This is a genomic window from Kamptonema sp. UHCC 0994 (assembly GCF_029167235.1).
Lineage (GTDB): Bacteria > Cyanobacteriota > Cyanobacteriia > Cyanobacteriales > Microcoleaceae > Kamptonema.
This window is the reverse complement of sequence record NZ_JARFTR010000302.1, coordinates 1-13,544: the sequence shown is the minus strand read 5'-3', so window position 1 is coordinate 13,544 and position 13,544 is coordinate 1. Positions and strand designations below refer to the sequence as shown.

The 13,544-nt window shown below is 40.6% G+C and carries 10 protein-coding genes; 3 read left to right on the top strand and 7 right to left on the bottom strand.

Features of this window, described 5'->3' with window-relative positions; translation table 11 throughout:
• Window positions 1-330: 330 nt before the first annotated feature.
• Window positions 331-2,160, top strand: coding sequence for an ATP-binding protein (locus tag PY364_RS27320; RefSeq protein ID WP_275570863.1), 1,830 nt, complete (start codon window positions 331-333; stop codon window positions 2,158-2,160).
• A gap of 43 nt (window positions 2,161-2,203) precedes the next feature.
• Here PY364_RS27320 and PY364_RS27315 read toward each other — a convergent pair whose 3' ends face one another.
• Window positions 2,204-4,075, bottom strand: a complete 1,872-nt coding sequence (locus PY364_RS27315; protein ID WP_275570862.1) for a serine/threonine-protein kinase — start codon at window positions 4,073-4,075, stop codon at window positions 2,204-2,206.
• Window positions 4,076-4,152: 77 nt separating this feature from the next.
• Window positions 4,153-5,241: a Rho termination factor N-terminal domain-containing protein gene (locus PY364_RS27310; RefSeq protein ID WP_275570861.1), complete on the bottom strand. Its 1,089-nt coding sequence runs from the start codon at window positions 5,239-5,241 to the stop codon at window positions 4,153-4,155.
• Window positions 5,242-5,356: 115 nt separating this feature from the next.
• On the opposite strand from PY364_RS27310, the gene PY364_RS27305 reads away from it, so the two are divergent.
• Window positions 5,357-5,506, top strand: coding sequence for a hypothetical protein (locus tag PY364_RS27305; protein ID WP_275570860.1), 150 nt, complete (start codon window positions 5,357-5,359; stop codon window positions 5,504-5,506).
• A gap of 3 nt (window positions 5,507-5,509) precedes the next feature.
• On the opposite strand, the gene PY364_RS27300 is transcribed toward PY364_RS27305, so the two are convergent.
• The 4 genes from PY364_RS27300 to PY364_RS27285 form a co-directional block, all read right to left on the bottom strand.
• The gene (locus tag PY364_RS27300) at window positions 5,510-6,361 is read right to left on the bottom strand and encodes a hypothetical protein (protein ID WP_275570859.1); all 852 of its coding nucleotides are present in this window, start codon (window positions 6,359-6,361) and stop codon (window positions 5,510-5,512) included.
• A gap of 7 nt (window positions 6,362-6,368) precedes the next feature.
• Complete coding sequence (locus PY364_RS27295) at window positions 6,369-7,817, bottom strand: AAA family ATPase (RefSeq protein ID WP_275570858.1); 1,449 nt, start codon at window positions 7,815-7,817, stop codon at window positions 6,369-6,371.
• A 210-nt stretch (window positions 7,818-8,027) separates the two neighbouring features.
• Window positions 8,028-9,077: a fatty acid desaturase gene (locus PY364_RS27290; RefSeq protein WP_275570857.1), complete on the bottom strand. Its 1,050-nt coding sequence runs from the start codon at window positions 9,075-9,077 to the stop codon at window positions 8,028-8,030.
• Window positions 9,078-9,319: 242 nt separating this feature from the next.
• Window positions 9,320-9,607, bottom strand: coding sequence for a hypothetical protein (locus PY364_RS27285; protein ID WP_275570856.1), 288 nt, complete (start codon window positions 9,605-9,607; stop codon window positions 9,320-9,322).
• A 129-nt stretch (window positions 9,608-9,736) separates the two neighbouring features.
• Between PY364_RS27285 and thrC the strand changes: the two genes are divergently transcribed.
• Window positions 9,737-10,840 carry a threonine synthase gene (thrC, locus tag PY364_RS27280; protein ID WP_275570896.1) on the top strand — a complete coding sequence of 368 codons (1,104 nt, stop codon included), beginning with the start codon at window positions 9,737-9,739 and terminating at the stop codon, window positions 10,838-10,840.
• 127 nt (window positions 10,841-10,967) lie between these two features.
• Here the strand turns inward: thrC and PY364_RS27275 are convergent, their stop codons facing one another.
• The gene (locus tag PY364_RS27275) at window positions 10,968-13,127 is read right to left on the bottom strand and encodes a lipoxygenase family protein (RefSeq protein ID WP_275570855.1); all 2,160 of its coding nucleotides are present in this window, start codon (window positions 13,125-13,127) and stop codon (window positions 10,968-10,970) included.
• Window positions 13,128-13,544 lie beyond the last annotated feature (417 nt).

The window sequence follows — 13,544 nt, the reverse complement described above, 5'->3', positions numbered from 1 at the left end:
AAAATAAAATGCAGAGCCAGAATATGAGCTAATTGTGGCTGTAACGATCGATAATTGCGATGGCGATCGCTTCAATGAAGGCAGAAGGGCTAAAAATCGGTTGAATTATATTATAAACTATTGTATAATAGTAGTTCTTAATAATAAATCAATAAATGACGTAAAGGCGCACGTACCTAGAGAGCCAAAATATTTAACTTAAGATAGAGCCATCTCTGCATTTGAGAAGAGCACAATATTTAAACTAGCCAAGTAACAGGATGAGCCATTACTAGCCTGTGGCTACCATCTGTGGAAGGCAAATATTTTTAGTGGAGTTAATCTCTTCTTATGCAGCTTCAAAAGCCTTACCCAACTGAGAAGGTAGAAACCAGTTTAGCAGCAAAACAGTCGCAGATGTCAATCAAGAGGCATTACTCAGTGCATTTCTTAAAACGAATCCCACAATTCCTCAGTAGCTTGAGCATAAGCCAAAAAATTGGCTACGGTTATGCGGTATCAATCGGAATTGCTGTACTCGGAACAGGAGCAGGACTGATGCTAGGAGACTATTACCAGCGACAGGCTAAGGAAAAACTCGATCGCACGCACCAGCAACAAGCTCTCCTAAGCGAACTGCAAAATGAAGTGCTAATAGCGAGATCCCATTCGGAACGGCTAGTACCTATGTTGGGGAATTCAGTTTGGATTAAATCGGAAGCTGATAATTTTTATGAAAGTGTTTTACGGGGGAATAAACTGCTGTCTGAGTTACAAGATTTAGTCGAGAGGGAGGTTAAAAATTACGGTCGAGATGGTGCCGAGATTAAAGCTTTATTGAAAACTTATGAAATAACTTTAGCATCTTATGTCGAGTTAGTAAATTCTCTCTTGGAGACAATCAATCCGCAACAATTGTCGCCACAAGAAGTGGAGCTAACCCAGAAAAGACTCCGTGTTTCTATAAATGGCGTAGGATCTATTAGATTTGAACAACTCTACGAAGAACTAACCAAAGTCATTGCAAAAGCTAAAATCCAAGAAGTACAAGCTAAACTTACCTTTAATAAAGCTGAGTCACTGCGGATTCAAATTACATTTGCCAGCATGATGCTTTCTGCTGCTTTTGCTGTAATTTTAGCATATTATACTAGCCGTGCAATTGCTCTTCCTATCAAATGGGTGACTCAGGTAGCTCAACGTGCATCCGAGCAATCTAATTATAACTTACGTGCGCCTGTACTCACTGAAGATGAAGTTGGTTTATTGGCAACTGCACTCAATCAACTGATTGAAAGAATAGCAACACAGATCAATGAATTGAAAGAAACTCAATCCCAACTAATCCAGACAGAAAAGATGTCATCTTTAGGGAGTATGGTCGCAGGGGTTGCTCACGAAATTAATAACCCAGTGAACTTCATCTATGGCAACCTTAATTATACTAATCGCTACGTCAAGGAATTGATGGAATTAGTGGTACTATACGAGAAAGATTATCCAGAGCCTACTGCAACTATTCACGATAAAATTGAAGCGATTGATCTTGAATTTTTGCTAATTGATTTGCCCAAAGTTTTAGCTTCTATGCAGAATGGTGCTGAGCGCATTCGGCAGATAGTTGTATCTTTGCGAAATTTTTCTCGCCTTGATGAAGCTGAGATGAAACGGGTTAATATCCACGAAGGTATTGACAGTACGCTATTAATTCTCAATTATCGGCTAAATTCAAGAATTGAAGCGATTAATAACTATGGGGATTTACCCGAAATTCATTGCTATCCAGCGCAACTGAATCAGGTGTTTATTAATATTCTCACTAATGCAATTGACGTGCTAGAAGAATTTGAAAGTAAGCTTGCTGAAAAAACAGAGGAAGCTGATTTATTTCCAGTCAAATCTAGCTTTTCGCCTACTATTATTATTCGGACGGAAAAGATAGATAACAATAATATTCGGGTGGGAATTTGGAATAATGGCCCTGGGATTCCCTCGGAAATTCAAGGTAAATTGTTTGACCCATTTTTCACGACGAAGCCACCGGGTAAAGGTACGGGTTTAGGTTTAGCAATTGCTTACCAAATTATTGCTAAGCATTGTGGTAAAATAGAGGTAGTTTCAGAGACGGATCGGGGAGTGGAATTTGGTATTATTTTGCCAATAAGAGCAGAAAGTAATTAGTTAACAGTTAACAGTTAACGGTTAACAGTTAACGGTTAACGGCTTATTTTGTAACCAAATTTAACTCATAAGAAATGGACTCACGAGCCTGAGAAACAACTACAAATTCGTAGTAACCATAATCGTCTAGGCGCTCGGAAAAACTTACTTCTTGAGAATCTTCTAATAAAGCTCGCGACTTTTGCCGATTACCGGGAGTATAAATTGATAACAGAGTTGATTGAGGGGTGGCTTCCAAATTCATCCGCAAAGTTTGACCTCTTTTAAATCGAGCAATGTAAGCTTTTCCTTGTCCAGGTTTTAGAGTATTGCTAACTTTTTCACCAGAAGAGTTGGAGGCAAATTTAATTTCCTCTAGCTGAGTTCCATTTTGCAAGGCTTTGAGTTTATCTGTAGTAATTGCCTGCCAAATCTGACCAATAGGCAGATCGATTAAGTTGCGATTGCGTGGCTGTTCGGGAAATAAATAAAAGAACTGACCATCAGCAAGATCGTAGAGAGCGCGGCTGCTCAAATTTAATTTATTAACTTCAACTTTCCAGCGGTTGATATCTGAAGTATCATAATTTCCTAATCTTTTGCGAGATTCTGCGCTGATGCTTTCTAATTTATTTAGCAAATTGTCAGCGCTCTGATACCAGCGTTCGCGCCAGACTCGATCGGCTGCGTCTTTGCTCAATGGCTTTCCTCCTAATTCGGGATATTGAGCATAAAAAATCTCATCTACAAAGGTGACAAAAAAGTTGCCGTCTATGCTCATTTTTTGCAGGCGATCGCGCAAAGCATCTTGCCGGTTCTGCTCCGATCCGGTTTCTTGGGTTATTTTCTCTGGACGAGCAGAGTATTTTAACCAGTAATTACCTGCAAACCAACCAACTACACCCATTCCCGCCATCACCAGCAATACTAGGATCGCTGCTAGCAAGGGAGAGGACTTGCGAGGAGTTAGAGGAACGGGAGAAGGAGACGGCGATGAAACTGGTTGCGCGATCGCGGAGAGTTCTGGCGGTGGCTGAGTAGCGGGTAAATAAGGTTGAGGAGAGGGTATGGGGCCACCACCGTTGAGAGCTTGAAGTACGTCACCGGCTCTCTGGTAGCGATCGCTTGGACGCTGAGCTAGCATCCGATCTAAAACTGCTCCCAAAGTTGGTGACAGGGAACATTCCCGCCGCCAGTTCCAGGTAAGGGTGTAGCCATCGATCAGTTGTTGTGGTTCCTTACCAGTTAGTAACACCAAAATTGTCGCCGCTAGAGCGTATAAATCGCTGTGAGGAAATACAATTCCCATTTGCATCTGTTCGTCGGGAGCATAACCGACTTTACCTAGTCGGGTGGCTGCGATCGCAGCACCATGTTGTTGGCCGTATTGAGACTCTACAGTTGCGGCCACTTGCTTAACGCCACCAAAGTCAATCAGGACGGGTAAACCGTCAGCAATCCGCAGGATCAGATTATCCGGGGAAATGTCGCGGTGAATCACCCCTAGAGAGTGGATATAATCGATCACTGGCAGGAGTTTGAGCAGCAATGACGTGCATTCCGCCTCACTAAACCGCAACCCCTGACGCTGGCGATCGCTTAGTAGAGTGCGGTAATTTTGTCCTTCCACATAGTCTTGCACTAAAAATATGTATCCCTGATTATGAAGCGTGACGCGGAATAGCTCTCGAAATCGGGGGATTTGAGGGTGTTCTAGCTTGTAGAGAACCCCTGCTTCCCGCTCGAAGAGTTCCTGAGATTTTTCCAAAGCGTAACTACCTTGGACTTGAGGGGCAAATTCTTTTAAAACGCAGAGTTCATTAAATCTGTAGGTATCTTCAGACAAATAGGTGCGTCCAAAGCCGCCGTGTCCCAATTCGCGTACAATGCGGTAGCGGTTGCTGAGAATGATGCCGGAATAAATAGGATTACTCATTTTAATTACCTGTTAACTGCTAACTGTTAACTGTTAACCGCTAACTGTTAACTGTTAACTGTTAAATGTTAACAAATTTATTTTCCTTCTTCTTTTTGCAGAGCTGCCAGGATTTCTGGTCTTTTCATGCGTGCGTAGCCCCGCAGTTTTAGCTCTTTGCCGATAGCCTTGAGCTTCCTTAGCGAAAGAGATTCGTAGTCATCCTGTGGTAGCTGTGGCGGTGTCTTTGACTGAGATTTTGGCTGTGTTTTTGGCTCAGATTTGGACTGCGATCTTGACCTAGCTTTTGGTTTTAACTCTGGCTCTGTCTCCGGCTCAGACTTGGGTTTTAAGGCTAGCTTTGTAGTTATTTGAAGTTGGTGAAGAATCGCTTCTATTTGATTTTTTATGTCATTTTTAACACCCTTAATTGATTCTGAAACATACTGATTAATTTCTCGAACAGTTCCCTCAAGCTTACGCTCAATTAGTTTTTCTAGTTCTTCCAACTGTCCAATTGCATCTTCCTGATTCACTTCAGAAGCAATAGAGAAAGATGAAGTATTGCCAGGTTGTTCAATTTTTTTAGCCAAGTTATCTACCTTTTCGTGAAATGTTTTTTCAATCTTTGCCAGCAGATTTTTAATCTGTTCTATTTCGTCATTTTCAGGATTTCGCTCTGTCAGAGCCTTAACTTGCTTTTTAAGCAAGTCTTCATTTTTCTTAACAGATTGTTCTATCTTCTTAGTAAGATTTTCTACCTTCTCCTGAAATGATACCTCAAGTTGTTGCAACAAACTCTTAATCTGTATTCTTCCCTCAGCAGGAGCTGCAACTAATTGTTCCATCTGGGTTTTAGCGATTGTGGCTTCCTCGTCAGTCATCTCAAAAACCCATGCCCACAAGTGCTCTATGCCAAGTTCTTTTGCAACGATACACCAATCTGCACCGCAGACAACTTCATATTCTTCTTCGTTGCTGTAGGCTTCAGTGCGACGAATAATCAGCGGTATCAAGTTGCTACCTTGCTCAATCAAGCTTATCCTGAGAGCTTCGCGCCGCTCTTGAGGAATTTCCTCTTGTTGAGATTCTGGAATAGCTATTTGGAAAGTGTAAATCTGACTGTGACTAATTGGTTTGATCCGCAAATATTCAATAATTCGGCTGGGAGTGTCTGATCGATCCATCTTATTAGAAGTCCCCTTTTGTCTTTTGTGATGAGTTTAACTGCGGAAGTGACACAGGTATACGTTGCTTTACTCATCTTTACTTTTGTTGATTTTGAACAGGTGTCTTGAATTGATGGTACTGCTAGCGGGGTGGCGATCGCGCGATCGTGATTTGGCTGTGGTGAAGATTTTACAGTCAAGTCGCGATCAACTGGATATCGTCAGCGGAGTCATGTCGTTGAGTTGGGGATGGGGAGAGTGCGATCGCTCTTCAAAATACTGACGACTAGGTTACATCCTCATCAGGTATATCTGCAATCTCTTTTAACTTTTCATAACTCGGTTTTGCAAAGCCAGTAACTTTATCTGAACCAGATTTAGTGGATTTCTCAAGATTTTCCCAAGTTAAACTTTTGCCTGTTTTTTTCCAGTATTGAATAGCATTCCATGCAGCTTTTATTTGAGTAGAAGTAGCTTTGACTTTACTCAAAGCTTCCTTAATTTCTTTTTCGGTTACTATCCTTAAATTTAACTTAGGTGGCTTAGGTGGTTCAGGTGGTTTAGGCGCAGATAACCTTTCTTTAACTAAATTAGCCAGTTCATTAACTGTAGATTTCAACTCTTCTATTTGGCGCTTAACGTCTCTGATTTCTTCCGGCAAATTACCCTCATTGTCTACAGGCTTTTTAAGCAAAACCTGATCAATCTTCGCTGTAACAGGTCGGAGTTTCTTATCAAGCAAGCTTTCAATGTCGGTTGATCCTGTATCTGGTGGCATGACATTTTCTAGCTGTTCCATTTCTGCTTTTGCAGCAGCAGCTTGTTCATCATTCATATCAAAAAACCAAACCCAAAGCTTCTCAATGTTTATTTCTTTAGCGACAATACACCAATCAGAACCATAAACAACTTCATACTCTTCCTCTTCACTGTATGCTTCTGTCTGACGCACAATTAAAGGTATTAAATTAGTTTTGTGATTAGTAAGGCTATCTGCTAAGGCCTGATATCTTTCAATTGAAATATCATGCTTTTGAGATTCTGGGACTGCAATTTGAAATGTATGTATTTGTCCATGACTAATTGGTTCAAGACCTAAGTAGGATCTAATTTGTTGACGACGATCTGGTTTTTCCATTATTTTATTAACCTCCATGAGTAACTTTAATTAAGTATTCTGCTAATTCTGTATAGCACTCAACAGCTTTTTGAGCAGCTTCTTTATCTTGAAATCCTAGTTTGTCATCATATTCTACTTGTTGTATTGGATAACCTTTGTCTTGACAAATCGAAATAATATTGAGTCGTGGAATCCATGTGTTTTCTGGAAAAAAAGGTATATTAGTTGCTTCACTTCTTTCTAGGATCTCGACAAGCTTTTGAGTCATAGACGCATTAAAGCTAGACGATCTCTGATCGTACATACTGACTGCTATTCCCAAAACTTGTATTGGCTTTAACTCTTCTATTTCCTTGACTCTTTCTAAAACATACTCTAACGCTCTAATCGGGTAAGCTGATAGCTGAGTAGGAATAAGAACTCCTGATGATGCCATTAACGATACCCCAATAATTCTACCAAAAGAGGGAGGTGGATCGATTAATACAAAGTCATAATCATGGTTTTTGAGCTTTTTTTCCAAAGCTTGATCTATCCCCACAGTGGTATTTAGTACATTTTCCATCTTACTTAAACGAATATGAGAGGGAACAATATCTAACTTTATATCGCCCCATCTCTTTTTAATAATAGTATCTTCTAACTTGACTCTAGGTTCAGTTAATAAATGGGTAATATCTTTTTTCCCCTGGTTTTCTACATCAGTTAAAGGATCGATACCCAATCCTATTGTTAAATTAGCTTGAGCATCAACATCTATCAACAATACTCGTTTACCCATTTTGCTAAGTTCTGCACCTAGGTTAATGGTCAGTGTACTTTTCCCTACGCCACCTTTGTTATTAAAAACTGTAATAATCATCGATTTTTCCTCTTTTTTTTCCTTTACTGGCAGTTCTTCGATCTCAATGTTGTTCTGTTTTTTCTTAAATAATCCCAACATTTCTTCATTACCAAAAGCTTTAGATAACTGATTAGCTAAATCAAGGTGTATTCGCCGTTGATTCTTATAAAAACCTTGACTAACTTTTAAACAAGTCTCTTTACAAAGCAAGCGTTTAAATAAATTAAATTTTGTAACAACCTCCTCTTGAGAATATTCTATAATTGTTACAACATGACCATTATAGTTATAGAGCAAGTTAAATTGATAGCCATTAGTTAATACCCCCAAAATTGCTCCAGACTTTCGCATATATCCATTAATTTGCCAAGTATTGTAGACAATCTTTTTACTGGGAGCCTTGGCTTCAATCACTAAATACGGCGGATAAGGCGTAGCTGCATTTATCGGGTGAACTTGGAAGTCCAGCCGAACTTTACCTATTGCATTTTGAGCCTGCCAATCTTCCTGACTATAACCTAGAATACCTAAAAGCGGGACTATAACATTTTTCTCTACCTCCTCTTCACTACTGTGGGGGGTGATAGATGCAAATAAATTTGAGAGTGCCGAAGCAGTTGGAGGATTCATACCAACCATGACATAGATAGAATCAGCATAAATGTCGAACTGGTAGTTCCCAGCAATTGCTTCACAAATTGTTACGCTGAATTAGTCCGCGTAGGCGGACTTTGTTCGTGTAGCCGCGATTTCAATCGCCGGGATATTTTTGCTCACACAATCAAAAACCCGGCTTCTTAATGAAACCGGGTTTCGGAAATTATTTACCACACATCAAAACTACTTATTTTGAGCGTGAAAATCATTAAACGTCCGATAATTTGTCACAGGATCGTACAAATGACAATTCTCAGTGATCTCCTTCATCAAAGACCAAGAAAACTTACTCTCTTCCAAATATTCTCCCCAATTTTCCTTTAAACTACTGTGAGCTAACCGCAAGTTATACCAGGGAATAGCCGTTGAAAGGTGATGAGGAACATGAACATTAATATCGTGGCACAAAAACTCAACCCAACCAGGATAATCGCAATGTACAGTTCCCGATAATTGCGCTAAAGCTTCATTCCATTCTGAGGCCGGAGTGAAAGCAATCTTAGGCGTAGTGTGATGTACAATCGTAAATGTGCTCATCCAGAAATGGTAAACCAGCCAGGGTACAAGCCAAAATTTGACAACTCCCCAAATACCAGTTGTGGCAATCAAAATCGGCAATCCAATCGCACCACTAATCAACACAAATAAAACTGAAAACCGCACCTGTTCGCGCTGTTTCCCCTGAAACTGTGACCAATCAAAATGCAATTTTGCCCAGTGAGGAATTGACCCAATCCACCACATTGGCCCCATGATTAGCCGATAAAAGAATTGCAAAGGTTTTCCAGCTTTTGCATATTCTTCTTGAGGCCAAGGATGCCAAGCATTATCTTCACCTACTTTATTTGTATGTTTATGGTGGTGATTGTGTAATAACCGCCAAGCATGAAATGGATAAATTAAAGGCAAAAATGCTAAATGACCAACTAAATCATTTACCCAGCGACGCTTAGCAAATGACCGATGGCCGCAGTCGTGGCCAATCACAAAAAAACCGGTCAACGCTGTGCCGGTAAAAATCCACGCCAAAGGCAATAAATACCAAGGCAATACTGCTAAAAGCCAATAACCCAAACCAACAAGGGCAACATTAATTGCTACCTTTGTCCAAGCTTTGCGCGGGTTTTTGGCGAAAACTTCGCGGGGCAGAGTTTTGAGAATATCTTTGAGGCGCAAGTCTGTTGCGGCGGCAGTAGGTGCCAAATTCAGAGGTTTTGCGATCGATGCTGTCATAAATCGATTTCGTTTCTCCGTATGTCAGTAGAAGTTTGTCACAAATTTAACAAGAGCAAAATTTAGCCAGCTATAATTCCGCAGCAGACAGACGTTGCGATCGGCATGGCGTTTTAGCAAAGGCTAGGAAGTGCGCCGCGTTGGTAAATTGCTAGCGCTTTTGGTTAAAATCAAAACTGCGCTTAGCAAAACTTTACTTTTTATACCACAGTGTCGGAACACTTAAGACAAGTTTTTTAATGTTAGTTGCTGTCGTTGGCAGTATCAATTCGGCTGCTAGGATCTTGAGTCAATGCCGATAAGCGATGCTGTTTAAGGGTCTGGAGTTCTAACAGCAGGGTTTCTACTTCCGCTTGCAGGTGCAGAAACTTGACTTGCTGATCGGCTTGGTAAATGGATTTCATTGAGGTTTCATTATGGACAGGATTCGTCGATAAAGCCTGTGTAGTAACCATTTGAGGGTTACTACCTGTGGTTTGGCTCCGAGAAATAGTTGCTGAACGATTTGACATTAGTAGTTGGCTAGTCATTTGTACTTACTCACACCGTTAAGATATTTTAACCTGCAACTCCTTGCATTAAACATCAAATTAACCGATCGAGTTAAAATTTATGTAAATCCAAGGCTCAGCCTAAAAATTGTTGAAATCGTGACATCTATTCTTTCTACTACTTATTCTCCTACCCCGGACGCGAAACCCAGACCCTCTGCTTGGCGTGGTCTCATAGAAGCTTATCGCCCCTATCTGCCGGTGACGGAAAACACCCCGACGGTGACGCTACATGAGGGTAATACTCCCCTGATTCCAGTTCCAGCGATCGCTGAACTCATTGGCCGAGGCGTACAAGTCTTAGTTAAATACGACGGCCTCAACCCTACGGGTAGTTTTAAAGACCGAGGGATGACGATGGCGATTTCTAAGGCAAAGGAGGAAGGCGCGAAGGCGGTGATTTGTGCCAGCACGGGTAATACTTCGGCCTCGGCCGCAGCCTATGCTTGTAGGGGCGGGATGGCAGCGTTTGTGCTGATCCCAGAAGGTTATGTAGCCTTGGGTAAGTTGGCCCAAGCTTTGCTTTATGGGGCAGAAGTTTTATCTATTAAGGGTAATTTTGACAAGGCGCTGGAAATTGTCCGGGATATCGCGGCACACTATCCGGTGACTTTGGTAAATTCGGTAAATCCTTATCGCTTGGAAGGTCAGAAAACTGCGGCTTTTGAGGTTGTGGATGCTTTGGGGAATGCCCCTGACTGGCTATGTATTCCGGTGGGCAATGCGGGCAATATTACTGCCTACTGGATGGGTTTTTGTCAATACCACCAGTTGGGAAATTGCGATCGCCTCCCTCGGATGATGGGATTTCAAGCCGCTGGGGCTGCACCGCTGGTGACTGGCCAGCCTGTAGATCATCCTGAAACGATCGCAACGGCAATTCGGATCGGGCATCCTGCTAGCTGGAAACAAGCGATCGCTGCCCAAGAAGCCAGTCGCGGCAGTTTTAACTCTGTAACTGACACAGAAATTTTGGAAGCATATAATTTATTAGCATCTTTGGAAGGTATTTTCTGCGAACCTGCAAGTGCAGCATCCGTAGCTGGTTTACTAAAGGTAAAAGATCGCGTTCCTAGTGAGGCAACTGTAGTTTGCGTACTAACTGGAAATGGACTTAAAGATCCTGATACGGCAATTACTTACAGCAAAAACCACTTTAAGAAGGGAATTGAGCCAACTTTAGAGGCTGTAGCTGGGGCAATGGGATTTTAACTTTTGAGTTGTGAATTAATAAGTACAGAACTTACGGAAGATCGCAGTAACGCCGCCTTCTAGGCGGTATTCTAACCGCCTAGAAGGCGGCGTTACATAAGCCATAGATAAGTCCTTTCTGTACTTATTAAATATTTATGCTTTGAGGAATATTTGAGGGTAGCAAATATCTGTAAGATACAAGCCTTTGACTATCCTCATTCAGAATTATATTCTTGATTTCTGCTAGATTTACATTGAATTTGTCCAAAGCTATTTTCACTTGTGGATTCTGAAAAGATGAGCCAGAATAATCCCCTAGTTGTGTATAGTAAACTGAGCCAAGTAAATAAAGGACTTGTACTTGCAATTCAGCCCTCTGTAATTGCGGTAGTAAACTCATAAAGTTTTGCTGCTGTTGCGGGTTTGTCAGTGCTGGAGAATAGCAACCTAAAGGAAATGCCGGCACATAAGTCATCATGCCACTTTGAGGAAAGTTAACAGCAGCGTGTTGAGCGCTAGCTGTAAAAATAATCGTAGATATGGCCTCAACTAGATAATCTAAAGTTTTAATTCGACCGTCACCTTCTTCACCAATATGACAGTATCCTTTAGAAAATAACTCACCTGCCCAATTCTGTAGTTGTGCATCGCTCTCTACAGATGTATCGCTAGCATAGAAAAGACCTAAATAGTCCTTAACCCACTGAAAAATAGCATCCCAAATCCGTTGACCATCATCTCGGTAAGGATAAATTGGTAGTTGTTTAGAATTGTTAACGCCGCGTTTTTCTAAAGTCCGGGGGAAGGCAACTTGATTAAAGTTAGCTAAGTGGCTTTGGGCTTCTTTAATAGATAGCTGACAGTCACTACCAATAGTAGCACCTAATAGCGAGTCTATGGAGCCTCCTGGCGCTAATAAGTATTTATGTGCGCCATAATTAATCAAGATTGTACCTTCAAGATGAGGTTTCAACAAAACCCTGACAGGATGATTTTTATCCGTAAAGCAGCGATTAGTCGCCAGCACAAAAGGCTCAATAAATAAGTGAGTTTGAGCTAAGTGAGAGATTAATTCATGATAATTACTATCAGCCATTTGTAAGATGGTTTTAGCTGTTATCCAATTATCTCCGTCGAGAGGTGTAAATATAGAGTTTTGCTCCGCTGAAGTCTGTTGACAATAAATCGCTATCGGTAGCAAATTCCGATCTGAATAATCATCTGGTGGTACTGCAAATAAAGCTACTGGAGCATACATATACTTTTGAAGTCCACCATAACTACCATTGATTAGTGCCCCTAGCTTAGAATAGTCTGCTAGATAAAGTCGCCCTTCTCCTAGTGCTGCGTCTAGAGAATCCTGAGATACAATATTTTGGTATTGTTCGTTGGTAATTAACAGGCGAGAATCAAGTTTTTCTATTTGGTTGAGCATGACTGGGTTTGGCCCAGCTACTTGCATATAAGCAAAAACTCGATCTTGTTGGAAGTTACTTAAAGTTTCTGGCTTGATTTTTAAAGGCTCAGTTAACTGTTCGTAATCCTCTAAAGTAGGGCTAGGAGTAGAAGTAGTAGTTTCAGCTTGCTCTGAAAATTTGGGTTGATTTTTCTCTAATTTTTGCCCTAAAAATCTGGCAATTTCCTGAAGATGTCTGTATAATTCTTTGTCAACTTCCTCAACTTCGTCAGCCTTTAAATCGAGTTCATCAGGCTTTAAAAAAGTTGGAGGTTCTGGTAGATTCGGTTGTAAGCGTTGGCTTAAAAAAGCCCGTACTTCTCGATCGATAGTATCAAATCTATCCTGAATTTTACTGATATTGCTTCCTACTTTGATCTCGTTATCAGCATCAGGAAATAATTGTCTTGGTTGCTCAGTAATTCCTAAACCTAACACTGATTTCAACTTCAAAACTGCATTAGTTAAATCTTCTTGTCCCTTAGCTGCTTTAATTTCTTCATCAATCGACTTTAATGAATCAATTTTGTTTGAATCAATTTCATTTTCATTTGAAACCGAGTTATCGATCGAAGCAGTAGATTTTTTTATTTCAGCAAAAACACCTAATGCTAGTGTACTTAGAACTAAACTCAGCCATTTTTGCTTGGGAAGTTCATCTGCTGTAGGTAGTTGAGGTAGATATGATATTATACTAGGTAGTACACTTGTCATAGCTAGAGGAGCTAGAACTGTATAATCATATTCATATTTACCAGAGATAATTAATCTCTTAGCCAAAGGCACATTTGCTAAAAAACTTAAAAGACGATATAGCGTTTCAATGATTTCTTGAGTCCAAAAAGACATTGCTTTACTCCTTACAAAAGTATGGTTGTCAGAATTGTTGAAGCGAATGTAAATAGAAGACCCTTATGCTAAAATATATTTATAGCTCAAAAGGCTATCAAAGCACAGTAAGTAAGCCAGGTTTATACGCTTTTACCTCTCAAGGTTAGCTATCAATCCTGATGTGGTAAGTTATTGGGTAAGAGATAGGGAGGACAACTGAAAAATGAGTTAGGTTGGGTAACGAACGCAACTAATCTAACATCTCTCTCACGGGGCGTGTCAAGGAAATATAGTCTCTTTTACGTAAAGAATTACTAAGAGTTTGTGAATAAACATAAATCTAAAATATAGCAACCGCCAAGGCGGTTAAAACTTACGTAACGCCGCCTTCTAGGCGGTATTCTAACCGCCTAGAAGGCGGCGTTACGTATAGAT

What these genes read in the sequence shown, in the direction of transcription:
- PY364_RS27320 (WP_275570863.1), top strand. Translation starts at nt 331, where the DNA reads ATGCAGCTTCAAAAGCCTTACCCAACTGAGAAGGTAGAAACCAGTTTA.
- PY364_RS27315 (WP_275570862.1), bottom strand. Translation starts at nt 4,075, where the DNA reads ATGAGTAATCCTATTTATTCCGGCATCATTCTCAGCAACCGCTACCGC.
- PY364_RS27310 (WP_275570861.1), bottom strand. Translation starts at nt 5,241, where the DNA reads ATGGATCGATCAGACACTCCCAGCCGAATTATTGAATATTTGCGGATC.
- PY364_RS27305 (WP_275570860.1), top strand. Translation starts at nt 5,357, where the DNA reads ATGGTACTGCTAGCGGGGTGGCGATCGCGCGATCGTGATTTGGCTGTG.
- PY364_RS27300 (WP_275570859.1), bottom strand. Translation starts at nt 6,361, where the DNA reads ATGGAAAAACCAGATCGTCGTCAACAAATTAGATCCTACTTAGGTCTT.
- PY364_RS27295 (WP_275570858.1), bottom strand. Translation starts at nt 7,817, where the DNA reads ATGAATCCTCCAACTGCTTCGGCACTCTCAAATTTATTTGCATCTATC.
- PY364_RS27290 (WP_275570857.1), bottom strand. Translation starts at nt 9,077, where the DNA reads ATGACAGCATCGATCGCAAAACCTCTGAATTTGGCACCTACTGCCGCC.
- PY364_RS27285 (WP_275570856.1), bottom strand. Translation starts at nt 9,607, where the DNA reads ATGACTAGCCAACTACTAATGTCAAATCGTTCAGCAACTATTTCTCGG.
- PY364_RS27275 (WP_275570855.1), bottom strand. Translation starts at nt 13,127, where the DNA reads ATGTCTTTTTGGACTCAAGAAATCATTGAAACGCTATATCGTCTTTTA.